This window comes from Rahnella victoriana (genome assembly GCF_004330295.1).
Lineage (GTDB): Bacteria > Pseudomonadota > Gammaproteobacteria > Enterobacterales > Enterobacteriaceae > Rahnella > Rahnella victoriana.
The window spans coordinates 1-24,412 of the sequence record NZ_SJOJ01000009.1 but is presented as its reverse complement, the minus strand read 5'-3'; the positions used below and the strand labels follow the sequence as shown (position 1 = coordinate 24,412).

At 55.2% G+C, this 24,412-nt stretch carries 17 protein-coding genes; 4 read left to right on the top strand and 13 right to left on the bottom strand.

Going from position 1 to position 24,412, the window contains the following annotated elements; all coding sequences use genetic code 11:
- Positions 1–46 precede the first annotated feature (46 nt).
- On the top strand, positions 47–868 hold the full coding sequence (djlA, locus tag EYY67_RS09280) for a co-chaperone DjlA (RefSeq protein WP_095924623.1): 822 nt from the start codon (positions 47–49) through the stop codon (positions 866–868).
- A gap of 66 nt (positions 869–934) precedes the next feature.
- Here djlA and EYY67_RS09275 read toward each other — a convergent pair whose 3' ends face one another.
- From EYY67_RS09275 to EYY67_RS09260, 4 genes are all read right to left on the bottom strand, one after another.
- Entirely contained in the window at positions 935–4,729 is a 3,795-nt protein-coding gene (locus EYY67_RS09275; RefSeq protein WP_131693375.1) for a S6 family peptidase, read from the bottom strand.
- Between the two features lie 198 nt (positions 4,730–4,927).
- Entirely contained in the window at positions 4,928–5,629 is a 702-nt protein-coding gene (gene rluA / locus EYY67_RS09270; RefSeq protein ID WP_095924624.1) for a bifunctional tRNA pseudouridine(32) synthase/23S rRNA pseudouridine(746) synthase RluA, read from the bottom strand.
- 66 nt (positions 5,630–5,695) lie between these two features.
- Positions 5,696–8,593, bottom strand: coding sequence for an RNA polymerase-associated protein RapA (gene rapA / locus EYY67_RS09265; protein WP_095924625.1), 2,898 nt, complete (start codon positions 8,591–8,593; stop codon positions 5,696–5,698).
- A 209-nt stretch (positions 8,594–8,802) separates the two neighbouring features.
- On the bottom strand, positions 8,803–11,196 hold the full coding sequence (locus tag EYY67_RS09260) for a DNA polymerase II (protein ID WP_278248208.1): 2,394 nt from the start codon (positions 11,194–11,196) through the stop codon (positions 8,803–8,805).
- A gap of 250 nt (positions 11,197–11,446) precedes the next feature.
- Here EYY67_RS09260 and EYY67_RS09255 point away from each other — a divergent pair, with 250 nt between their 5' ends.
- Positions 11,447–12,214 (top strand): DedA family protein, encoded by a 768-nt coding sequence (locus tag EYY67_RS09255; RefSeq protein ID WP_095924627.1) that lies wholly within the window; start codon positions 11,447–11,449, stop codon positions 12,212–12,214.
- Here EYY67_RS09255 and thiQ read toward each other — a convergent pair.
- The 4 genes from thiQ to sgrR form a co-directional block, all read right to left on the bottom strand.
- Positions 12,204–12,914: a thiamine ABC transporter ATP-binding protein ThiQ gene (gene thiQ, locus EYY67_RS09250; RefSeq protein WP_131693373.1), complete on the bottom strand. Its 711-nt coding sequence runs from the start codon at positions 12,912–12,914 to the stop codon at positions 12,204–12,206. The two genes, EYY67_RS09255 and thiQ, sit on opposite strands and share 11 nt — an antisense overlap.
- The gene (thiP, locus tag EYY67_RS09245) at positions 12,898–14,508 is read right to left on the bottom strand and encodes a thiamine/thiamine pyrophosphate ABC transporter permease ThiP (RefSeq protein ID WP_131693372.1); all 1,611 of its coding nucleotides are present in this window, start codon (positions 14,506–14,508) and stop codon (positions 12,898–12,900) included. The genes thiQ and thiP overlap by 17 nt, the downstream gene beginning before the upstream one ends.
- Positions 14,484–15,467, bottom strand: coding sequence for a thiamine ABC transporter substrate binding subunit (thiB, locus tag EYY67_RS09240; protein WP_119822515.1), 984 nt, complete (start codon positions 15,465–15,467; stop codon positions 14,484–14,486). Before thiB ends, thiP begins: the two co-directional genes overlap by 25 nt.
- Positions 15,468–15,800: 333 nt before the next feature.
- Entirely contained in the window at positions 15,801–17,462 is a 1,662-nt protein-coding gene (gene sgrR, locus EYY67_RS09235; RefSeq protein ID WP_095924631.1) for an HTH-type transcriptional regulator SgrR, read from the bottom strand.
- 102 nt (positions 17,463–17,564) lie between these two features.
- On the opposite strand from sgrR, the gene sgrT reads away from it, so the two are divergent.
- Positions 17,565–17,750, top strand: a complete 186-nt coding sequence (gene sgrT / locus EYY67_RS09230) for a glucose uptake inhibitor SgrT (protein ID WP_095924632.1) — start codon at positions 17,565–17,567, stop codon at positions 17,748–17,750.
- A gap of 180 nt (positions 17,751–17,930) precedes the next feature.
- On the top strand, positions 17,931–19,094 hold the full coding sequence (locus tag EYY67_RS09225) for an MFS transporter (protein WP_095924633.1): 1,164 nt from the start codon (positions 17,931–17,933) through the stop codon (positions 19,092–19,094).
- A 72-nt stretch (positions 19,095–19,166) separates the two neighbouring features.
- On the opposite strand, the gene leuD is transcribed toward EYY67_RS09225, so the two are convergent.
- The 5 genes from leuD to EYY67_RS24600 form a co-directional block, all read right to left on the bottom strand.
- Positions 19,167–19,769: a 3-isopropylmalate dehydratase small subunit gene (gene leuD / locus EYY67_RS09220; RefSeq protein ID WP_119822518.1), complete on the bottom strand. Its 603-nt coding sequence runs from the start codon at positions 19,767–19,769 to the stop codon at positions 19,167–19,169.
- 10 nt (positions 19,770–19,779) lie between these two features.
- Positions 19,780–21,180 carry a 3-isopropylmalate dehydratase large subunit gene (leuC, locus tag EYY67_RS09215; protein WP_119822519.1) on the bottom strand — a complete coding sequence of 467 codons (1,401 nt, stop codon included), beginning with the start codon at positions 21,178–21,180 and terminating at the stop codon, positions 19,780–19,782.
- Position 21,181: 1 nt separating this feature from the next.
- Positions 21,182–22,273, bottom strand: a complete 1,092-nt coding sequence (leuB, locus tag EYY67_RS09210) for a 3-isopropylmalate dehydrogenase (RefSeq protein WP_095924636.1) — start codon at positions 22,271–22,273, stop codon at positions 21,182–21,184.
- A gap of 2 nt (positions 22,274–22,275) precedes the next feature.
- The gene (gene leuA, locus EYY67_RS09205) at positions 22,276–23,865 is read right to left on the bottom strand and encodes a 2-isopropylmalate synthase (RefSeq protein ID WP_095924637.1); all 1,590 of its coding nucleotides are present in this window, start codon (positions 23,863–23,865) and stop codon (positions 22,276–22,278) included.
- A gap of 319 nt (positions 23,866–24,184) precedes the next feature.
- On the bottom strand, positions 24,185–24,412 hold a 228-nt coding region (locus EYY67_RS24600; RefSeq protein WP_207391085.1), incomplete at its 5' end, for a hypothetical protein.

Genomic DNA, 24,412 nt, shown 5'->3' with positions numbered 1-24,412 from the left:
ATGATAAAGCAATTTTTCAGCGACGGCATGGCGAATTGAGGAGTATATGCAGTATTGGGGAAAACTGCTCGGACTTATCCTGGGCTTATGGTCTGGTTTAGGCTTCTGGGGAATTGTTTCAGGGCTGTTGATAGGGCACATGTTTGACACCGCGCGTTCCGCGAAACGCCGGGGCTATTTTGCCGATCAACAGACACGTCAAACCATCTTTTTCCGCACCACGTTTGAAGTGATGGGGAATCTGACTAAATCAAAAGGCAGAGTTACCGAGGCGGATATTCAGATCGCCAGTCTTTACATGGAACGTATGCAGTTGCACGGCGAACAGCGTGAAGCCGCGCAGCGTGCCTTCCGCGATGGCAAAGAAGCGAATTATCCTTTGCGGGAAAAAATGCGTGAACTGCGCAGTGCATGTTTTGGTCGTTTCGACCTGATACGGACTTTTCTGGAAATTCAGATCCAGGCCGCGTACGCCGACGGTTCATTGCATCCCAATGAACGTGAAGTGCTGTATGTGATTGCTGAAGAACTGGGGATTTCCCGCATGCAGTTCGATCAGTTCCTGCGCATGATGGAAGGCGGACAGCAGTTCGGCGGCAGTCAGCAGGGCGGTCATTCCTATGGCGGCGGTTATCACCGGACACAGCAGGGGCCGACACTGGCCGATGCCTGTAAAGTGCTGGGCGTCAGCGCCACCGATGATGCGACCACCATTAAGCGCGCCTATCGTAAGCTGATGGGCGAACACCATCCGGATAAACTGGTGGCGAAAGGTTTACCGCCGGAAATGATGGAAATGGCTAAAGAGAAAGCGCAGGCGATCCAGGCGGCGTATGACCTGATCAAACGCGAGAAAGGTTTTAAATAACATCATTATAAAAAAGGCGTCCGTTGCAGGACGCCTTTTATTTATCGCTTCACCGTCGGTCAGTGATCAGAAGCTCACCTTCACGCCTGCGACGGCCTGCCAGTAATCAACCCCTTCATCTTCAATTCTGTGCTGATACTGCACGCCGGTGTTCAGTGACACGTTCGGCGTCGGGTTATTGATAATCCCCAGATCAATCATGCCGGAACTGCCGGTCGCACCGCTGCGGAAGCTGTTGCTGACGTTGCTGTAGCTGTCACCGATATCCACCGCAGCGTCATCACTCAGGTCTTTAATGAACAGTGTATTCGCCGTCACCGCCCATTTACCGGTACTTGTGGTATCCCAGTCATAGCGGTAACGCATCCCCAGACGGGCGGTCGGACGGGTAATATCGTCGTAATGCACGGTCGTATTATCGATATCAGTGAAATCATCCACCTGCAGGCGCTGAATACCCAGACCGGCTAAAGGTGTGAATTCATGATTTCCCGCTTTGATTTTATAGCCCACATCCACAGAGCCGCCGAAGGAGGTCGCGCTGATGTCCGCCACTTCACTGCCGCGCAGGTCGGTCGACACATTGCCGTCGTAGATGGCGACGTCGGACGCCACATCCACCGTCAGACCGCTCACGTACTGATACGACAGCAGCGAAGAGAGTCCCCAGGTGGTGTATTGCGTTTTGCTGTTGCCGTCGGCGGCATCCGGCGTGACATCCAGATTGGCGCTGGACAGGCCGAGGCTCAGGCCCAGCGAATGGGTGTCATTCCCCAGTTGCATCACTTTGGCACCGAACAGCCAGCCTTCTTCTTTCTGGGTGTAGTCGTAGCCATAATTCATAAAGCCGAGTGATGAATGATAGTTATCTTCCCCGTTGAGATACTGGAAGAAGATATTCAGTTTCTTATCATCCTGCGCCAGCACCTGATTGCGGAAGGTTTCACTGACGCGGCTGTTGTAGCTCAGCAGGGCCGAAGGCAGGGACAGATAAGAAGGCACCTGCGGCGTGACGGCCGGACGTGCATTTTTCCCGCTGTCATCATCTGGCGTCGGTGCCGGCGGAACCGGTGTGTCATCGCCTTCATCCGGCGTATCGTCACCGTCATCCGGCTTTGGCTCAGGAACCGGCGTATCGTCGTCCCCGCCATCGTCTTCATCATCCGGCGTCGGTTCTGGCGGAACCGGCGTGTTATCGACCGGCACCGTATTGTCGCCTTCGGTCAGCATGTTGTTTTGCAGACGGTAATCCCAGAACTGATCGCCGCTGCCCGCCACGTCACGCTGTTCTTCAGAGCTGCGCCCCGGTGCGAAGGCATACAGGTTATACGCATAAGCGCCGCGCGCCACGTACTCGCCCGCCAGTCTGAAGCTGTCTTTGGTTGCCTTACCGGCCACCTGGATCAGCGACACGCCTTCCTGATTATCCGCCGCGCCATCGTTATCCGTATCGGTGAAGAAACCCGCCCCTGACGGCGTGACCTGAACAGTCACCGGCCCGGAGGAAACCATGTCGCCGTTGATCAGCAGCTTGTCGGTTTGAGTGAACGCCGGATCGAAATGCGTGCGCAGGCTGAGCAGGTTATTGCTGCCCGCCGCCAGGGTGCCGTTAACGGTTTGCGTGGCCGCAACAAAGGTGTCGCTCTCGCTCTCGTTTTCGGCTGGCCAGTGCGGCAGAAGCTGCACGTCATCTTTCAGGATGAGATCGGCGACGGTGTTGTTACCGGCCAGAACGGTGTTTTTCTCCATCGTGACGGTGGAGGCAAGGGAGCCGTTGAGGATCAGCGCGCCGCTGTAGATATGGGTGTCACCGGTGAAGGTATTCTCGCTGTTGATGTACAGCGCGCCCGGCGCCATTTTCTTCAGGGTGCCGTGACCGGAAATCGTGGCGTCAATCACCACGTCATTATTGCCGTCGGTGCTGGTGGTCTTGCTGTCGGTCTGATCGACAGAAATCACACTGTCAGCGGCGAATTCCACCTTGCCGCTCAGATGCGATTTACTGTTCAGCATCAGGTTTGCCCGCTCGTTGAGCGTCACGTTGGCATCCAGCGTGGCGTGCTCGTTCACGCGCAGGGTGGCGCGGCTGGCCACATCCACATTGTTTATCGTGTAGGTTTCATCAATCCAGTCGTCGCTGAACACGACGTCACCGGCATGCGGGGTCGGACGACCGGCGAGTCTCATAATGCCATTTTGCACGGAGAGCTGATTCAGATCGGCACCGCCCGCCAGTTCCCAGACGCCTGCGGAGGAGTCCGGCGCATAATCGACGTTTAAATTTGACGCCGTTTCCTGACTGCCGAGATGGCCGACGAAGGTCTGGTTACTGCTGTTGTTCAGCGTCAGGGTGCTGATCTGGTCTGCATTGCCGTTAATAATGGCGGCACCTGAATCACTGTGATTGATGCTGCTGAAAGCCATATCATAGCCATTCAGATCCAGATTGCCGCCGCGATAACCAAAGTAAATGTCGCTGCCGGCAATCTGGTTTTCGCCGCCGATCTGCACGGTCGGGCGACCGCTGACAATGGTGACTTTGGAGAAGGCTTTTTGCTCCCCGGCTTCATTGGCCTGCTGGGCTAACACCACCAGCCCGTCGCCGACGTTCAGCGCACCGCCGTTATTCCCCACGGCATTGACGTACAGCGTGCCTTCACCGATTTTATGCAGGGTGTCTCCGTCTAATCCATTGACTTCCCAGTCGACGGTTTTCCCCGCATCGACTTCGATGCCGCCGCCCACCCAGGTGCTGTCGGCGCCTTCGGCAGAGACGACGCGGTAATCGTTGGAAAACTGCAGTTTTGCCGCGCCGTGATTCACCGCGCTGTCGAGTATGATCAGACCGCCATCACCGGCAAAACGCAGGTCTTTGGAGGCATTAAGTTCATCTGCTGTGGCCTGAGAAGGCAGTTCGGTATTGACACCGTGCCACTGCCAGCTGTTTTCGCCCTGAGTAATATCGGCCGCTGCCCAGTGAATGTCGCCATCGGCGGCGATATCGGTCACATCCGGATCGGTATTTTCAGCGATAACCCCCTTGAGGAAATTCAGCTGCATATCCAGCGTATAACTGGTGTACTCATACCCAGTCTTCCCTGTGCCACCCCAGGGTGAGACACCATAGATTTTCCACTCTTTTTCAAGGTTATCATACACGTAAAGTGGGCTTCCGCTGTCGCCGGCTTGTATCGCAGAACTGAATGGCTGAGCACGTGTGTCCGGCGGCCCGTAGTTTACCCAGCGCAGACGTGACGGTTCAAAGGTGGGATTAACCATCGTGCCGCCGCTTTTCCAATCGTAAGCCCCGGTGATATAGACGGGTTTCCTGGTGACCGGATCGACCTGATACTGCGTGCCTGAGCCAACCCGCGCAAAGTAAACATAACGCTCAGGGTTATTACGTACTTGCTGCGTATCCACCATTGGCACGGGTGCGGCTTCGGTCACGACTTTATTCAGGCGGGGAACATGAAAGTCTTTATCCCATGTTTCATAAGCTGGGTGAATATTTCGGCTGATTAACTTATAGGTGGTTCTGTATTTGGCGTGATTGCCAAAATCAACAGAGGTATAACCGGTATTATGGGCGACGCTGGCAACATAAGAGGGAGAAATTAATGTCGCGAATCCTAGGCTGTTGACGGCGCCAAAATCAGGCATAGGGAAATTAAGAATACCCGCGGACGTGCCATCCTTTTTGAAAACTTCGATGTTTTCTTCACCGGGGAGGTATTTGCCCAGATTTTCAGCAAAGTCCCGGTAATCCTGTACGGCAACATCCTCGCGCATAATGCCTGCATCGGCGTCAAAAATCGCCAATGCAATTAAGCTACTGAGTAGCTTTGGTTTCCATGCCATTATATTTTCCCTGAGGGTGGAAATAATTAAAAAAGGAAGCGATGTTATCAGGCGTGCGGGTAATAATGACAGGGCATGAAATAAGAACAGGAGCGGGTATTATATTTTTTGGGAAAGTAAATTCTGATAAAACAACGCGATGGTAATGTAATACATATTACTTAATAATGATTGAAGCAATATGTATTATTTAAATGGTTAAAAGTCAGGCTCGCAGTGATAAACCAGCGGTGTATCCGTTATCGGGTGATAGAACGATAATTCCTGCGCATGCAGTTGCAAACGGTCTGCCGCCGCCAGCGCCTGCGGATGAGCATAGAATTTATCGCCCAGAATCGGATGCCCGAGTGCCAGAAGGTGCACGCGCAACTGGTGAGAACGTCCGGTTATTGGCCGCAGTTTGACGCGGGTGGTGCCGTCATCGTCCCAGGACATCACTTCATACTGCGTCAGCGCTTTCTTGCCGGTCTCATGACAGACTTTTTGTTTCGGCCGGTTGGGATAATCGCAAATCAGCGGCAAATCGATAATGCCGTAATCTTCTTCAACCCGTCCCCAGACCCGCGCGATATACACTTTCTTGGTTTCGCGTTCACGGAACTGACGTTTCAGCTCACGCTCAGCGTCTTTGGTCAGCGCCACCACGATCACGCCGCTGGTGGACATATCCAGACGATGGACAGATTCGGCTTCAGGAAATTGCTGCTGAATGCGCGTCATCAGGCTGTCCTGATGCTCGGCCAGTTTGCCCGGCACCGAAAGCAGCCCGCTGGGTTTATTGACCACCATGATGTGTTCATCCTGAAAAATCACCTGTAACCAGGGATCGGTCGGCGGATTGTAATTCTCCAGCGGCCGGGTTTTCGACGGTTCAGGGATAGTCGGTTGGTGTTCGCTCATAGCGGTTTCAGTCTGCGTTCGGGGTGAAATAAAGGAGGGATGCAGACCGGCTGCATCCCGTCGGGCTTACTGATGGCTGACCACCACCAGGCGGATCGCATCCAGACGCCAGCTGGCATCGTTCAGATTCGCCAGCACTTGCTTACGGTTCGAGTCTACCGATTCCAGTTCGTCATCGCGAATGTTCGGGTTGACCTCTTTCAGCGCTTTCAGGCGATCCAGCTCCTGGGTCAGCTGCTCGTCGGCTTCCACTTTGGCCGCTTCGATCAGCGCACGCGCCTGCTCAGCAATTTCGGCTTCCGCCTGTTGCAGCATGGCGTGAACGTCCTGTTGCACCGCGTTGACCAGCTTGCTGGAGTTATGACGGTTAATGGCGTTCAGCTGACGGTTAAAGCTCTCAAACTCGACCTGCGCCGCCAGATTGGTGCCTTTGCGATCCATCAGCATACGCACCGGTGTCGGAGGCAGGAAACGGGTCAGTTGCAGATGTTTCGGCGCCTGACATTCCACCACGTAAACCAGTTCCGCCAGCAGTGTACCCACCGGCAGGGCTTTGTTTTTCAGGATCGACACCGCACAGCTGCCGGTATCGCCGGACAGGATCAGATCCAGACCGTTACGCACGATCGGATGTTCCCAGCTGATGAACTGCGCATCTTCACGGGACAGCGCCTGTTCACGATCGAATGTCACGGTACAGCCATCTTCCGGCAGGCCCGGGAAATCCGGCACCAGCATGTGATCGGACGGCGTCAGCACGATCAGGTTATCGCTGCGGTCTTCCTGATTAATGCCGACGATATCGAAGAGATTCAGCGCAAAGTTCACCAGATTAACGTCGTTATCCTGCTCGCCGATTTCCTTCGCCAGTTGCTGCGCACGTTCGCCGCCGTTGGAATGCATCTCCAGCAGACGGTCACGGCCATTTTCCAGCTTCTCTTTCAGCGCGTCATGTTCTGCGCGACATTCGAGGATAAATTCGTCCAGACCCGTCTGCTCGGCAGGCGTGGCCAGGAAGGCGATCAGCTGCTCGTAGGCGCTGTCGTAAATGGTACGGCCGGTCGGACAGGTATGTTCGAACGCATCCAGACCTTCATGGAACCAGCGCACCAGCACCGACTGCGCGGTCTGCTCGAGGTAAGGCACCATGATGTCGATATTGTTTTGCTGACCGATACGATCCAGACGCCCGATACGCTGTTCCAGCAGATCCGGGTTGAACGGCAAGTCGAACATCACCATTTTGCTGGCGAACTGGAAGTTACGGCCTTCGGAGCCGATTTCAGAACACAGCAGCACCTGCGCGCCTTCTTCCTGCGAGGCAAAATAGGCTGCCGCGCGGTCACGTTCGATGATCGACAACCCTTCATGGAATACGGCGGCACGGATCGCTTCACGCTCACGCAGTACCTGTTCCAGCTGCAAGGCGGTGGCGGCTTTGGCACAGATCACCAGCACTTTCTCGTCGCGGTTGGCGGTCAGATAACCGAGCAGCCATTCGACGCGCGGATCAAAGTTCCACCAGGTGGCGTTCTCGCCTTCGAATTCCTGATAAATCTGCTCCGGATACAGCATGTCATGGGCGCGGGCTTCGGCGGTTTTCTTCGCGCCCATGATGCCCGAGACTTTAATTGCGGTCTGATACTGGGTCGGCAGCGGCAGTTTCACCGCATGCAGGTGACGCTCAGGGAAACCTTTCACACCGTTACGGGTGTTACGGAACAGCACGCGGCTGGTGCCGTGGCGATCCATCAGCATGGAAACCAGTTGTTTCGCTGCGGCTTCGTCGCCTTTATTGGCGGCGGTCAGCAGGGCATCGGTATCGGCGTTGCCGACACTTTCACCCAGCAACGCCAGGGCTTCCGGCGTCAGCGGTTCTTTGTTGAGTAACAGCGTGACGGCATCGGCCACCGGCTGATACTGCTGTTGTTCTTCGATGAATTCTTCGTAGTCGTGGAAACGATCCGGATCCAGCAGGCGCAGACGCGCAAAGTGGCTTTCCTGACCCAATTGTTCCGGCGTGGCGGTCAGCAACAGAACACTCGGGATTTGCTGGGAAAGCTGCTCGATTACCTGATATTCGCGGCTCGGCGCATCTTCGCTCCACACCAGATGGTGCGCTTCGTCGACCACCAGCATGTCCCACGCCGCATCGGAAAGCTGCTCAAGACGGGATTTATTGCGGCGCACGAAATCAAGCGAGCAGATCACCAGCTGTTCGGTTTCGAACGGATTGGTCGCTTCGTGGACGGACTCGGCATAGCGGTCGTCATCAAACAGAGAGAAGCGCAGGTTGAAGCGGCGTAGCATTTCCACCAGCCACTGGTGTTGCAGGGTTTCCGGCACCACGATCAGCACACGCTCGGCACGGCCGGACAGCAGTTGCTGATGGATAATCATGCCTGCTTCGATGGTTTTACCCAGACCCACTTCATCGGCCAGTAAAACGCGTGGCGCATGACGCTGACCGACTTCGTAAGCGATGTGCAACTGATGCGGGATCAGGCTGGCACGCATACCGCGCAGGCCGCCGAATTCCAGACGGAACTGTTCACGCTGGTATTTACGGGCGCGGAAACGCAGGGCGAAGCGGTCCATACGGTCGATCTGACCGGCGAACAGGCGATCCTGCGGTTTACTGAAAGTCAGTTTGCTGTCGAGCAGCACTTCGCGCATGGCGACGCCGGTTTCTTCGGTGTCCAGACGGGTGCCGATATAGGTCAACAGACCTTTGTCTTCAACGACTTCTTCGACCTGCAACTGCCAGCCTTCGTGACAGCTGATGGTATCACCGGGATTGAACATCACGCGGGTGATCGGGGAATCATTTCGGGCATACAAACGGTTTTCACCGGTGGCGGGGAAAAGCAGGGTGACCATGCGCACATCCAGCGCGACCACGGTTCCTAATCCTAATTCGCTTTCCGTATCGCTTATCCAGCGTTGACCCAATGTAAACGGCATAATCTCTCTCTGTGTTGTGTGCTCTGTATACGGCGACTGCGCAATGCTTGCTCAGCCCGCGATGTTTCACGGGCAATAGTTTTCTTTCCCCGCCAGATGGCGCGGAGTTGTTCACTGTGTGAGGATGATTCAGAAATGGGAAAGGGCGCTATGGTAATGGAAGGTAAGCGTTTCGTCACCTGTGAATCCCAAAGTGCCCCGTTTTTTGCTCAGAATAATCCCATCTGCCCTGTAATGAGTGTAGCAAAATCGTCGTGAAGGAAAGGTAAAATGCCATCGGCGACCGGCTCCAGCTGACGCTCGATATAATGGTCATAGTCGATGGGCGACTGACGGTTTTCCAGCGGTTCAGGGCCGGACGTGGTCATCACGTAGCTGATCCAGCCGCCATTCTGATACTGTTTGGCGCGACCGTGCAGCACATTATAGTCATCCGCCAGCCGCGCCGCGCGGACATGCGGCGGGACGTTTTTCTCATAATCGCTCAGCTTGCGGCGCAGGCGTTTGCGGTACACCAGTTTGTCATCAAACTCGCCGCTGAGCGTGCGCGCCACGTAATCGCGCACGTAATCCTGATACGGCTGGCGGTGAAACACCCGCTCATACAGCGCCTGCTGAAACTCCTGCGCCAGCGGTGTCCAGTCGGTGCGCACCGTTTCCAGCCCTTTATAAACGATGTGCTCGCCGTCGGCGTCTTTCACCAGACCGGCATAACGTTTTTTGCTGCCGGTTTCCGAGCCGCGAATGGTCGGCATCAGGAAACGCTGATAATGCGTTTCGAATTCCAGTTCCAGTGCGCTTTCCAGCCCGTATTCCTGTTGCAGATGGCCTTTCCACCACGCATTCACCTGTTCAACCAGACGGCGGCCAATCGCGTCGGCCTCTTCCTGCGAATGGGCTTTGTTCAGCCAGACAAAAGTGGAATCGGTGTCGCCGTAAATCACCTGAAAGCCTTCGGCTTCAATCAGCTCGCGGGTCTGGCGCATGATGTCGTGCCCGCGCAGGGTAATGGAGGACGCAAGGCGCGGATCAAAGAAACGGCAGCCGCTGGAGCCGAGCACGCCATAAAAGGCGTTCATGATGATTTTCAGTGCCTGCGACAGTGGTTTGTTTTTTTGCTTTTTAGCGTCTTCGCGTCCCATCCAGATCTGGCGGACAATTTCCGGCAGACAATGTTTTTCCCGCGAGAAGCGGGCGTTACGGTAGCCGGGCACGGAATGTTCGTCATCCGGTTGTTGCAGTCCGGCGACCAGCCCGACCGGGTCAATCAGAAAGGTGCGGATAATCGACGGGTACAGGCTTTTATAATCGAGCACCAGCACCGAATCATACAGGCCGGGGCGCGAATCCATCACAAAGCCACCCGGGCTCATTTCGCCCTCTAATTCGCCCAGATTGGGCGCGACGTAACCGGCGCGGTGCATACGGGGTAAATAAAGATGGGTGAATGCCGCCACCGACCCGCCGCTGCGGTCGACCGCCAGACCGGTCACCGAGGCGCGTTCCAGCAAAAACGGCATCAGCTCGGTTTTGGCGAAAATCCGCGTGACCAGTTCGCAGTCTTTCAGGTTATAGCGTGCCAGCGCCGGTTTATCTTCACGAAAACGCTGTTCGATTTCGGCCAGCCGCTGATAGGGATTGTCGCTGGCTTTGCCTTCGCCCAATAAACTTTGCGAGACAAATTCCAGACTGAACGAGTTGAAGTTCCAGAATGCCGATTTCAGGGCTTCAATGCCGTCGATGATCAGGCGTCCGGCGGCGGCCGCAAAAAAGTGGCCCTGTTTGAAACCGTGCTCGCGCCATTCCAGTTCACCGCCGCCGCGCCCGAATTTGAGCGGAATTTTGTAACGATCCGCGTGTTTCTGTAAAACGCGCAGGTCAAACTGCACCACGCTCCAGCCGATGATCGCGTCGGGATCGTACCTCTCCAGCCACTCATTGAGTTTTTCCAGCAACTGCGGACGGCTGTCGACGTAAACCATGTTGAAATCAAACTGCGCGTCAGGCGCACCGTTTGGCGGGCCGAGCATATACACGTGGCGCTGCCCGCAGCCTTCCAGACCGATGCAGTACAGCTCGCCGTTGCCGCTGGTTTCGATATCCAGCGAACACAGTTTCAGCGGCGGACGGTAATTGTCGGCGGGCTTCATTTTGGTCTCCACCAGCAGATTTCCCGGCCCCGGTTTGCCGCTGAACCACACCGGCGCGGTGATATAGCGTTCCATCAGGAAACGTTCCGGCGGACGGATATCGGCTTCGAAAATGCTGACACCGCCTTCTTTCAGCAGTTTTTCCATCCGCATAAGCTGCCGGTGTTGCGGGCAATACAGGCCGAGAACCGGCCGCGAGCGGAAATCCTGTAACGGCAACTCGCGCAGGCTGACATTTTTTTCATCGGCCAGCAGGCGTTCCGCTGTCGCACGCTGTTCGGCCGGAATAAACGCCACCGATTCCTGTAACGGCAGGCGCACTTTCTGCGGGCCTGCGTCCGTCGCCAGCCACAATTCCACCTCCGTACCGCGCGGCGTGTCGCGCCAGTGGCGGGTCAGCACAAATCCCTGACGCGGCGGGGTGTCAGGGGTGGCAGCAGCGGGACGGGCAATGGTGGAAGTAATAAGCGCCTCGGAACGGTAGAGATGAACAGATAAAGATCAGAAACAGAGTATGGTTATTTATACAGTCTTTGTCTACGACTCCGGACTCTGCCAAATACGCATACAATTACCCGGTTGACTGTGATAGTTCATGCGCTGACAATTCAGCCGCTTGATGTATTTACTACAATGAGAAGGCGTAAAACTCACAGTTGTCTCATTTATCTACGCAATTGGCGTAACAGAATTCTGGGAATGTATGGAAGCCTATCTACAACATCTGGTCGCTCAGTCGGTGGGCTTCGCATTAATTATTGTCGCTGTCGTGGCTTTCTTCGAGTCACTGGCGCTGGTGGGGCTGATTTTGCCCGGCACCGTCATGATGGCCACGCTGGGGACGCTGATCGGCAGCGGTCAGGTGGGATTGTACGAAGCCTGGCTGGCGGCAGGGCTGGGCTGTTTCTTTGGTGACTGGACCTCGTATTTTATCGGCCGGGGTTTCAAGGAGCCGCTGCACCGCTGGCGTTTCCTCAAACGTTACCAGTCATTACTGGATAAAACCGGTTATGCGCTGGATCGCCACAGTTTTGCCACGGTGATTATCGGGCGTTTTATTGGTCCGACCCGTCCGCTGGTGCCGATGGTCGCAGGTATGCTGAATCTGCCGCCGTATAAATTTGCGCCGCCGAATATCATCGGCTGTCTTTGCTGGCCACCTGTTTACTTCCTGCCCGGCATTCTGGCCGGTGTCGCCATTGATATTCCCGCCAGCCATAACAGCTCGGTCTTCAAATGGTTGCTGTTTACGGCGGTTGTGCTGATCTGGCTGAGTGCGTGGCTGCTGTGGCGCTGGTTCCGTGCTGGCAAAGCCTCGCCTGATGCGATGAGCAAATGGCTGCCCTTGCCGCGTTTACGCGTGGTGTGCGTACTGAGTCTGATCGCGACAGTGGTCAGCCTGGTGATGCTGAGCCAGCAACCCATGATGCCGGTTTACGGTCATTTGCTGTGGAAAGTGATCACCCGCTAAGCCCCGGCATAATCCCGAGAACTCTGGCTTCCGGCGCACTGCCGTCGGCCAGTGCCTGCGTCGGTCCGTCGTAAAAAATCCGGCCATCGACGATCAGTAATGTCCGTGGCGCAATCCGCGCGGCGTCATCCAGATTGTGCGACACCATCAGCAACGTGAGGTTGCGCTGTCCGCACACCCTGTCCAGCAAACTCAGCATCTCACTGCGCAGCGCCGGATCCAGTGCGGAGAAGGGTTCGTCGAGCAATAAGATTGGCTGGCTGCGCAGCAGGCAGCGTGCCAGTGCGACGCGCTGACGCTGGCCGCCGGAAAGCTGCGATGGCAGGCGATCCAGACACTCTTCCAGCCCGACCTGCCGGGCGATGTCTTCCAGTTCCTGCTTCTGTTGCGGGGTGAGTTTCAGCCCCGGATGCAGTCCCAGCCCCATGTTCTGGCGCACCGTCAGATGCGAGAACAGATTGTTTTCCTGAAATAACATCGAGACCGGGCGCTTCGCCGGTGGCGTGGTGCTGTGATCCGCGCCGTTAAGCCGGATTTGTCCGCTGACCGGTGCCAGAAAACCGGCGACCAGACTGAGCAGGGTGCTTTTTCCCGCGCCGCTCGGGCCGAGGATCGCCACCCGTTCACCGGCTTCGATCTGTAAATCGAAGCGCATCGGCAGATGTTCATACAAATACGTCAGTTTATTCAGCGTCAGCATGGCGGCCCGGCAGTTTCTCAATCAGGGTGAATAACAGAAAGCATAACAGCAGTAATAACAGCGCCGTCACCGCACCGTCCTGGCTGCGGTAAGAGCCAATCTGCTGGTACAGATAAAACGGTAAGGTGCGGAAATTTTCATTGCCGAACAAGGCAATCACGCCGAAATCCCCCAGCGACAGCACACAGGCAAACGCCAGCGCCTGGGCAATCGGGCGTTTCAGCGCGCTGAGTTCCACCCGGCGCAACCGCTGCCAGCCGCGCATATCCAGCGAAAGGCACAGCAGCGTGTAGCGTTCCGCCACATCGCGCATCGGATTATCCAGCACTTTCAGGGCGTAAGGCACTGCCATCAGCGCATTGGTGAGGATCACCAGCGGCCACGGCGATTGCGGCAAACCGGTGGTATCGCCGAGCAGCAGGAAAAAGCCGGTCGCCAGTACAATGCCCGGCATGGCGAGGATCAGCATGCCGCTGAGATCCATCGCCTGCGCCCAGCCATTTCTCTGGCGTAAGCGCAGCTCGCGGCTGCTCCACAGCAACATCATGGTCAGCAGCACACATAAGATCCCGCTACCGGCCGCGATACGCACTGACGTCCATAACGCCTGCCACAATGCAGGCTGTTGTAATACGCTGACCACCGCGCGGTTGATGCCATCGGCGATCACCGCCAGCAACGGCGGCAGGATCAGCAGCAACGCGAGGGCAATCAGCACGCCGTCGGCGATGCGACGCAGCGGCGAGTCATCCGGGTTACGCCAGCGCTGAGCATGCGTTTGTCCGACCGGCAACGCCTGACTGAGTTTCTGGCTGAGCAACACCAGCGCAAGACAACAAAACAGCTGGATCAGCGCCAGTGTCGCGGCGCGGCTTAAATCGTAGTCGTAACTCAGCGCCTGATAAATTGCCAGTTCAATGGTGGTCGCCTGCGGACCGCCGCCCAGCGACAGCACCGTGGCGAAGCTGGCGAAACACAGCATGAAAATTAAGGCGGCGGCGGGGAAAATCTGCCTGCGCAGCGCGGGCCACTCCACAAAGCGGAATTGCTGCCAGACGTTCATGCCCAGTTGCGCGGCGAGCTGGCGCTGCTCAACGGCGATATTCTCCAGTGCCTGCAATAACAGACGTGTCGCCAGCGGCAGATTGAAAAAGACATGCGCCAGCAAAATGCCCTGTAGACCGTACGGCGAGAAACGGTAATCCACGCCCAGCCAGCCGCAAATTTGCGCCAGCCAGCCCTGTCTTCCGTAAACACTGAGGATGCCAAACACGGCGACTAAAACCGGCAAGACCAGCGTCATCGCGCATAAACGCAGTAACAGCTGACGGCCGGGAAAACGGCGGCGGAACAAGGTGCGTGCCAGTAAAATCGCGGGCAGCACCGAGCACAGCGCCGACAGCAGCGCCTGCCAGAAGGTAAAGCGGATCACATGCCAGAGATAGGGATCCTGCCACAGCGAGGCACCGCTGATCTGTGGCGCATGACGCCACAAAGAGCCGAGTGCCAGCGCCGCCACCAGCAGCATAGCCAGTGAGGCGATGACGCCCGGCCACAGCCAGCGCGGGATCAACGGCTGACGGCGTTCTGCCATGCCTGGATCCATTGTGAACGGTGAGTCGCGACGTCTTGTGCGCTGTATTGCAGAGATTTGGCCGGTACGGTCAGCTGTTTAAAGGCGTCTGGCAGCGGCGTATCCACCACCGGATACATCCAGTTGCCGGCCGGGATCACTTTCTGGAAATCTTCTGTGGTGATGAATTTCATGAAGGCTTCAGCCAGTTTCGGTTGCTTGCTGTTCGCCAGCTGACCTGCCACTTCCACCTGCATGTAATGCCCTTCGGTGAAATCCGCTGCCGCGTAATTATCTTTCTTCTCCTCGACGATGTGATACGCCGGAGAGGTGGTGTAGCTCAGCACCAGATCGCTTTCGCCTTTGAGGAATAACCCGTAGGCCTCGCTCCAGCCTTTAGTGACAGTGACGGTTTTCTTCGCCAGTTTTTGCCACGCCTGCGGTGCCTTATCGCCGTAGACTTTTTGCATCCACAGCATCAGGCCCAGACCCGGCGTACTGGTGCGCGGATCTTCGTAAATCACTTTCCAGTTCTGGTCACTGTTGATCAGCTCATCGAGGCTTTTTGGCGGGTTCTTCAGTTTGTTTTTGTCATAGACGAAGGCGAAATAGCCGTAATCGTAAGGCACGAAGGTGCTGTCATTCCAGCCGCCGGGGACGGTGAGTACGGCGTCGGTTTTCGGCGCTTTGGCGAATAAACCGGTTTGTTCAGCCGCCTGCAACAGGTTGTTGTCCAGCCCGAGGACGACGTCGGCCTGGCTGTTTTTACCTTCCATCCGCAAACGGTTCAGCAAAGACACACCATCTTCCAGCGCGACGTATTTCAGCTCGCAGCCGCATTGGGCTTCAAAGGCTTTTTTGATCGCCGGACCCGGACCCCAGTCGGCAGAAAAAGAATCATAGGTATAAACCGTCAGAACAGGTTTTGCCGCAAATGCAGGTGCAGAAAGTAACAGCAGGCAGGACAATAATTTTTTCAACTTTGCGCTCCAAAAAAATGAAAGGGCAAAGGATTTTGAGTAAGCATCGCGCAGTCTCAAATCCCTCCGCCGGGATTAACCGGATCAGGTTCGACGGGTATACTCTCAGCCTTTTAAACTTGCTGTGCGTGTGTTGATCGGGCGTCGTGCAGTGCTCGAAATGCTCACGTACTTTGTGTACGCTCCGCTTTCTGTGCGCTGGACTTCACCCGCTGAACACGCGCTCGCGGCGTTTAAAGATCGAGTTCATTCTTCTTAAAAAAGAAATCACTCTGGCACCCCGTTGAGAACGGATGTCATTCTAGAGACTAACGGCGCGATGCGATAGTCCGATTAACTGTCCGGTGGCGCAAACCACGCGGATTTAAAGTCGAACCAGCCGAGGGTATTCATACGTACGCCGCGCATGCTTCGTTGCCCCTGCAACACCAGCCAGTGATGGAACAGCGGGTGGATCTGATGGCTGACTGTCTGTTTCTGACTCCATTTCGCCATCGACAAATTGCCCGCGTGCCACTGCGCGGCGTCCTCTTCCATTCCTTCACTGAAGCAATGTTTCGCCAGCGGCAATTCATGGAAATGCGCAAACAGTGAGAATTCCAGCGGCAGGGTAAAGTTGGCACTGCCGAGCCACAGATCACTTTTGGCGTCGCCGCGGTGCCAGACGGCGTAATCCACCACCTGAATGATCAGTTCGATGCCTTCCGCCGCCAGCAGCGGTTGCAGGGCATTACAAATTGCCTGATGTTCAGAATGCTCGCCGTAGAAGGTCAGGGTCACCTGTGTCAGACCTTGCGGTCGGGGCGGACGCGGCTGCGGGGCTTTATGGTGCCAGCGCGGCAACAAGCCATACGCCGGAGACCAGTAGCGCTGATAAATCGGTTCTGCATTGTTCAGCAGGGCGATGGGATTCAGTAAATCGCACAACCACTGGCGCGTTGCATCGCATTGTCCGACCGGCGAACGCTGGTCAAAAAGCAGGAAATAGCAGCCTTCTTCCAGACGACTTTCCAGCTCACTTTTGCCGGATTCATCGGCCTGAAGCTGTACGCCGGAATGCACCAGTTCTTCACTCAGTTCCGGCAGCACCCAGATATTCACTTCGTCTATCAGCGCCCGGAAGCCAAAATACTCATCAAAGGCGCGTATGCGCAGTTGTGTTTTAAGATTACGCACCACAGCGTAAGGGCCGGTACCGACCGGATGACGGGCAAAATCAGGCAGGGATTGCCATTCCTGCGGCAGGATCATCGCGTGGATATTGCCGAACAGCCACGGCAGCCAGCGGTCAGGGGCATTCAGATGGATATCAATGACATTCGGCGTGGGCGTGGTGACCGTTTTCAGGTTGCTGAACAGCGGATGGGCGGTCAGGCGGGTGAACGTGGCGATGATGTCGGCCATCTCCAGTTCACGGCCATGATGAAAATGAATGGCCGGACGCAGATAAAAACGCCAGTGCAACGGAGAAATTTCCTGCCAGTGATGGGCAAGATCCCCTTCTACTTCCCCGTTTTCCTCATTTATGCGTGTCAGGCCGCTGAAAATTTGCCGGGCAATATGCGTTTCTGAACGGCGTAACATGGTGCCGGGCAGCAGGTTAATCAGCGGGCGGTAATACAGCACGCGCAGAATATGTTTACCCTGACGGAAGCTGCGTCCGAGCTGGGACAGCAACATCTGACGCACCCGATCCTTATCGCCGACCAGTTGCACCAGCTGATCAATCCGGTCCTGTTCCAGCAGCTCTTCGGCGCGCTGTTGCTGGAGAGCCAGCCCGGTATACAGGAATTTCAGCGTGGAACGTTTGCCGCGTCCGGCTTCGGCATCCCATTGCAGCCAGCCCTGTTCCTGCATGGTACTGAGCAAGGATCGCATATGTCTGCGTGAACAATTGAGAACCTCAGACAACGCCTGCAACGTGGTTTCGGTTTCTTCACCGTGGCAGCTTTGCCACAGGCGGATGAACTGCTGTTGCAAACGGGACGAGGACATAAAAGAGGAACTCCGTGGGCGATCTTCATCAATTTATCTTTCCTCATAATACTCCGATACTGTTTCTCAACGAAAGCCTGTTGTGAATGACCGGAGGTCAGCATGAAACGCAGTCTGAACGCCCGTTTTTACCAGCGTTATTTTGAAGCCATTAAGAGGAACGCCTCTAAAAATCATGCTGACTGGTTGTCCTGGGTGCCGGTGCAATACCGCCTGGATATTTTGTCCCGTCTCACGCAGTGGGATTTAGATTCTGTGGATGAAAAAGACTATCGCCAGCATTTGTAATCCGGCTCATGGCAGGCCCGTCAAAATTCGATTTTCTGAGTAATGGTGTAATGTCACCAGCCAGTGAGGAAACTCACTGGTTTTTTTACACGCTTTTTTTGTTCATTCCCCAGAACTTCCTGAAACTTCGCTACACTGTCTGTCTTGTTTTATGGGCTTTCATTTCTCAGGGACGGCGTCATGTCAAAACCTCGTATTAATGCCATTTATGTCACCTTTCTGGTGGTGTCTTTGCTGTGTGGTATCGCGGGAGCGTTGCAGGCGCCCACACTCAGCTTGTTTCTGACCAATGAAGTGAAAGTCCGGCCAATGTGGGTCGGTCTGTTCTATACCGTCAATGCGGTGGCCGGGATTGCCATCAGTTTCCTGCTGGCCAACCGTTCGGATAACAAAGGTGACCGGCGAAAACTGCTGATGTTTTGCTGCCTGATGGCGCTCGGGAACAGCCTGGTTTTCGCCTTCAGCCGTGATTATCTGGTGCTGATCACCGTCGGCGTATTGCTGGCGGCGATAGGGAATGCATCAATGCCGCAGTTGTTTGCGCTGGCGCGTGAACATGCCGACCGCTCCGCCAGTGAAGTGGTGATGTTCAGCTCAATGATGCGTGCGATGTTGTCGCTGGCCTGGGTGCTCGGCCCGCCGCTGTCATTCATGCTGGCGCTGAATTACGGTTTTACTCCGATGTACCTGAGCGCCGCCGCCGTGTTTGTCGGCAGTATTCTGATGATCCTGTTTTTCCTACCGTCGGTGCCGCGCCTCGAACAACCGGTGGATGAAAAAGTGGTACACGTCAGCGCCTGGCGCAACAAAGATGTGCGTCTGCTGTTCTTTTCCTCTTTGCTGATGTGGACCTGCAATATCATGTATGTCATTGATATGCCGTTGTACATCACCAGTGATTTAGGTTTACCGGAAGGGCTGGCAGGTTTGCTGATGGGGACAGCCGCCGGGCTGGAAATCCCGGCAATGTTGCTGGCAGGCTATCTGGTGAAACGTACCGGCAAACGCAAGCTGATGCTGTATGCCGTGGCGAGCGGCGTCATTTTCTATGCCGGACTGGTGGCGTTTCAGTTCAAGGCGGCGCTGATGATTCTGCAACTGTTCAATGCGATTTTCATCGGTATCGTGGCGGGGATCGGCATGTTGTATTTTCAGGATCTGATGCCGGGCAGGGCGGGGTCAGCAACCACATTGTTCACCAACAGCATTTCTACCGGTGTGATTTGCGCTGGTTTGTTGCAGGGCTTTATCGTGGAGAACTTCGGCCACTTTCCGGTCTACTGGGCGGCGACTGTGCTGGCGGTGGTGGCGCTCGGGCTGATGTATAAAGTCAAAGACGTCTGACATAACCCGTCGCTTTTCAGATAAAGAAAAACCCGCAAATCCGCGGGTTTTTTTATGCTCAGTCTCCGGAAATTACTGCATAAACGCAGGCTGATTCTTCTCGTAGCCGGAGATATTTTCTTCGTGCTGCAACGTCAGGCCGATGCTGTCCAGACCGTTGATCATGCAGTGACGGCGGAAGCTATCGATGACAAACGGATAGCTTTTATCGCCCGCTTTCACGGTTTGCGCTTCCAGATCTACTTCGAACTGAATGCCTTCGTTGTTTTTAACCAGTTCGAACAATTCATCCACTTGCGCTTCGCTCAGGGTGATCGGCAGCAACTGGTTATTGAAAGAGTTACCGTAGAAGATATCGGCAAAGCTTGGCGCGATCACCGCATGGAAGCCGTAATCGGTCAGCGCCCACGGCGCATGTTCACGGGAAGAGCCGCAACCGAAGTTTTCGCGCGCCAGCAAAATGCTCGCGCCTTTATAGCGCGGCTTGTTCAGCACGAAATCAGGGTTTGGCACCTGGCCGGCATCGTCCAGAAAACGCCAGTCGTTGAACAGGTGCTGGCCGAAACCGGTACGGGTGACTTTCTGTAAAAACTGTTTCGGGATAATGGCATCGGTATCGACGTTAGCTGCATCCAGCGGAACCACCAGACCGATGTGTTGGGTAAATTTAGCCATGGTGTTTTCCTCAGTTCAGTTCACGGATATCAGCGAAACGGCCAGTGACCGCTGCTGCCGCAGCCATTGCCGGGCTGACCAGATGCGTGCGCCCGCCACGACCCTGACGGCCTTCGAAGTTACGGTTGCTGGTTGACGCGCAACGTTCGCCCGGTTCCAGACGGTCATTGTTCATCGCCAGACACATTGAGCAGCCCGGCAGACGCCATTCGAAACCGGCTTCGATAAAGATCTTATCCAGGCCTTCTTCTTCGGCTTGTGCTTTTACCGGGCCGGAACCTGGCACGACAATCGCCTGTACGCCGTTCGCCACTTTACGGCCTTTGGCAATGGCTGCCGCAGCACGTAAATCTTCGATACGGGAGTTGGTGCAGGAACCGATGAAGACTTTATCGATCGCCACGTCGGTCAGTTTAATGCCCGGTTGCAGATCCATATACGCCAGCGCTTTTTCAGCAGAGGCACGTTCTACCGGATCGGCAAAGGAGGCCGGATTCGGGATGGTCTGATTCACCGCCATGACCTGACCCGGATTGGTACCCCAGGTGACCTGTGGCGCGATTTCAGAGGCATCCAGCGTGACAATGCTGTCGAACGTCGCGCCATCTTCGGTTTTCAGGGTTTTCCAGTATTCAACCGCCGCGTCCCAGTTCTGATCTTTTGGTGCGAACTGACGACCTTTCAGGTAGGCAAAGGTGGTTTCATCCGGCGCAACCAGACCGGCTTTTGCGCCCATTTCGATCGCCATGTTGCACAGGGTCATACGACCTTCCATGCTTAAGGCTTCAATCGCTTTGCCGCAGAATTCCACCACGTGACCGGTACCGCCCGCGCTGCCGGTTTTACCGATAATCGCCAGAACGATGTCTTTCGCCGTGATACCCACCGGGGCATCGCCGGTCACTTCGATTTTCATGGTTTTGGCGCGACCCTGTTTCAGGGTTTGCGTTGCCAGAACGTGTTCCACTTCCGACGTCCCGATACCAAAGGCCAGTGAGCCAAACGCACCGTGCGTGGCGGTATGGGAATCGCCGCAGACAATGGTCATGCCCGGTAAGGTCATGCCCTGCTCAGGGCCGATAACGTGAACGATGCCCTGATACGGGTGATTCAGGTCATACAACTGCACACCGAATTCGGCACAGTTTTTGATTAATTCCTGCATCTGGATGCGTGCCATTTCGCCGCTCGCATTGATGTCTTTGGTTTGCGTGGACACGTTATGGTCCATGGTCGCAAAGGTTTTGCCCGGCTGACGCACCGGACGGCCCATCGCACGCAGACCGTCGAATGCCTGCGGCGAGGTCACTTCGTGAACCAGATGGCGGTCGATGTACAACAATGGCGTTTCGTTTTCCGCTTCGTAAACCACGTGGGCATCAAACAATTTCTGATACAGCGTCTTGGCCATGTTATGCCCCTTCTTTCACAAAGCGGGCAATGATATCGCCCATTTCACTGGTACCCAGCGCCTGCTGGCCGTTAGCCAGATCGCCGGTACGGTGACCTGCTTCCAGTACTTTATTGACGGCCTGCTCGATGGCGTTGGCCGCGTCATCCGCACCCAGGCTGTAACGCAATAACAGCGCAGCAGACAGGATTTGGGCAATCGGGTTAGCAATATTTTTGCCCGCGATATCCGGTGCGGAACCGCCCGCAGGTTCGAACAGACCAAATGCCTGCTCATTCATGCTCGCGGAGGGCAACATACCCATGGAACCGGTGATCATCGCGCATTCGTCGGACAGGATGTCGCCGAACAGGTTGGAACACAGCAGCACGTCAAACTGAGACGGATCTTTAATCAGCTGCATGGTCGCGTTATCGATGTACATGTGGCTCAGGCTGACGTCCGGGTAATCTTTGGCGATTTCGTTAACCACTTCGCGCCACATGATCGAGGTCTGCAAGACGTTCGCTTTATCGATGGAAGTCACTTTGCTGCGGCGTTTGCGCGCAGATTCAAAGGCAATGCGGGCGATACGTTCGATCTCAAAGCGGTAATACACTTCGGTATCAAAGGCTTTCTCGTGCATACCCTGACCTTCGCGGCCTTTGGGCTGACCGAAATAAATACCGCCGGTCAGTTCACGCACACACAGAATATCGAAACCTTTTGCGGCGATGTCAGCACGCAGCGGGCAAAACTCTTCCAGTCCCTGATACAGACGGGCAGGGCGCAGGTTGCTGAACAGTTTGAAATGTTTGCGCAGTGGCAACAATGCGCCACGCTCAGGCTGATCGTTAGGGGGCAGATGTTCCCATTTCGGGCCACCGACCGAGCCGAACAAAATCGCATCCGCCTGTTCGCAACCGGCAACGGTCGCTTCCGGCAACGGGCTGCCGTGTTTGTCGATGGCTGCGCCACCGACATCGTATTCGCTGGTGGTGATCTTCAGGCCAAAACGCTGACGTACTGCTTCCAGAACTTTATATGCCTGGGCCATAACTTCCGGGCCAATTCCGTCTCCGGGTAAGACGGCAATATGATGGGTCTTGCTCATGTTCACACCGTTTCCTGATTATTTTGAATGTTGTTGTGTTGCTGACCTGCCTGCTGCAAACGTTGTTTTTCAATCTCAACTTGTTTGCTGCGCCAGATGTTATTCAGTACGTGCACCATCGCTTTTGCGGAGGATTCGACAATGTCGGTCGCCAGACCAACACCGTGGAAGCGGCGGCCATTGAAGGAGACGACGACGTCGACCTGGCCCAGTGCATCGCGGCCCTGTCCTTTCGCACTCAGCTGGTATTTCACCAGTTCAATCTGATAACCGGTGATGCGGTTGATGGCCTGATAGACGGCATCCACCGGACCGTTGCCGGTGGCGGCTTCGGTGATGATTTCTTCGCCGCAGGCCAGATTGACTGACGCGGTCGCGGTAATTTTGGACCCTGACTGCACGCTGAAATTATCCAGACGGTAGAATTCAGGCTCTTCCTGCTGCTTATTAATAAACACCAGTGCTTCTAAATCGTAGTCGAAAACCTGCCCTTTTTTGTCGGCCAGCTTCAGGAATGCGGCATACAGATGATCCAGGTTGTAATCGGCTTCTTTGTAGCCCATTTCTTCCATACGATGCTTAACGGCAGCACGACCAGAGCGGGAGGTCAGGTTCAGCTGCACCTGATTCAGGCCGATGGATTCCGGGGTCATGATTTCGTAGTTTTCGCGGTTTTTCAGCACGCCGTCCTGATGAATACCGGAGGAGTGCGCGAAGGCGTTAGAACCCACAATCGCTTTGTTGCCCGGGATCGGCATGTTGGTGATCTGGCTGACAATCTGGCTGGTGCGGTAGATTTCTTTATGATTGATGTTGGTGTGCACGTTCATGTAGTCGCTGCGGGTGCGGATCGCCATGATCACTTCTTCCAGCGCGGTATTCCCGGCACGTTCACCGATACCGTTCAGCGTGCCTTCCACCTGACGTGCACCGGCCTGAATAGCCGCGATGGAGTTACCGACCGCCATGCCCAGATCGTCGTGGCAGTGTACGGAGATAATCGCTTTATCAATGTTTGGAACGCGCTCATACAGATTGGTGATGATGCCGCCGAACTGCACCGGGGTGGTGTAACCCACCGTGTCCGGGATATTAATGGTGGTCGCACCGGCTTTGATCGCGGCTTCTACCACGCGACACAGATTATCCAGCGGCGTACGACCGGCATCTTCGCAGGAGAATTCCACGTCGTCGGTGTAATTACGGGCGCGTTTCACGGAATGCGTGGCCATCTCCAGCACCTGATCAAACGAACGCTTCAGTTTGGATTCAATGTGCAGGGTTGAGGTCGCCAGGAACACGTGGATACGGAAAGCTTCTGCGACGCGTAAGGCTTCGGCAGCGGCATCGATATCCCCATCCACGCAACGGGCCAGACCGCAAACACGGCTGTTTTTAATCTGGCGCGCAATAGTTTGTACAGACTCGAAATCGCCGGGAGAAGAGACCGGGAAGCCGACTTCCATCACGTCAACGCCCATTCTTTCCAGCGCCATTGCAATCTGAATCTTCTCTTTAACACTCAGGCTGGCTTGTAACGCCTGTTCACCGTCACGCAGCGTGGTATCGAAAATAATGACTTGCTCGCTCATGGGTTGTTCCTTGTCTGCTTTTATTTTCGCGCCCTGCGGGGAGGTAAAAAAAAACCCGCGCATCGGCGCGGGTTTATTGTCTGTGGAAGTTGAAATCAGTTCTGATTTTCGCCCACTGGCTTACCGCGCAAATTTTCTGCGTTGAGTAGTAGGCCTAGGAGACGGGTCATCATGAACATGTGTTTTCAGCTTCTCGTAATGGGTGGTCAGAACGGATATCGTTCAAACAGTGCTTAAAGTGATACGGGAATGTGTGCGGTATGTCAACCTTCGCTGTGTGGAAATTCCGGAAAATCGCTAAGATGACATTTTGTTTCATTTAGCATAAAACACTGGCTAATAAAGTGCTGGCCGGGTGAAGATTTTCTGCGCGAAGCGGAACAAAAAACGCAAAAAATAGACAGCAGTTTGGGCTAAACGAATAATTTGTCTTTGTAATACAAGTAATTGGAGATGATTTAGTCGGGCTTAATTTATTATTCATTTTTTGCGTTTTTTGTTCCGCTTCGCGCAGAAAATCTTCACCCGGCCAGCACTTTATTAGCCA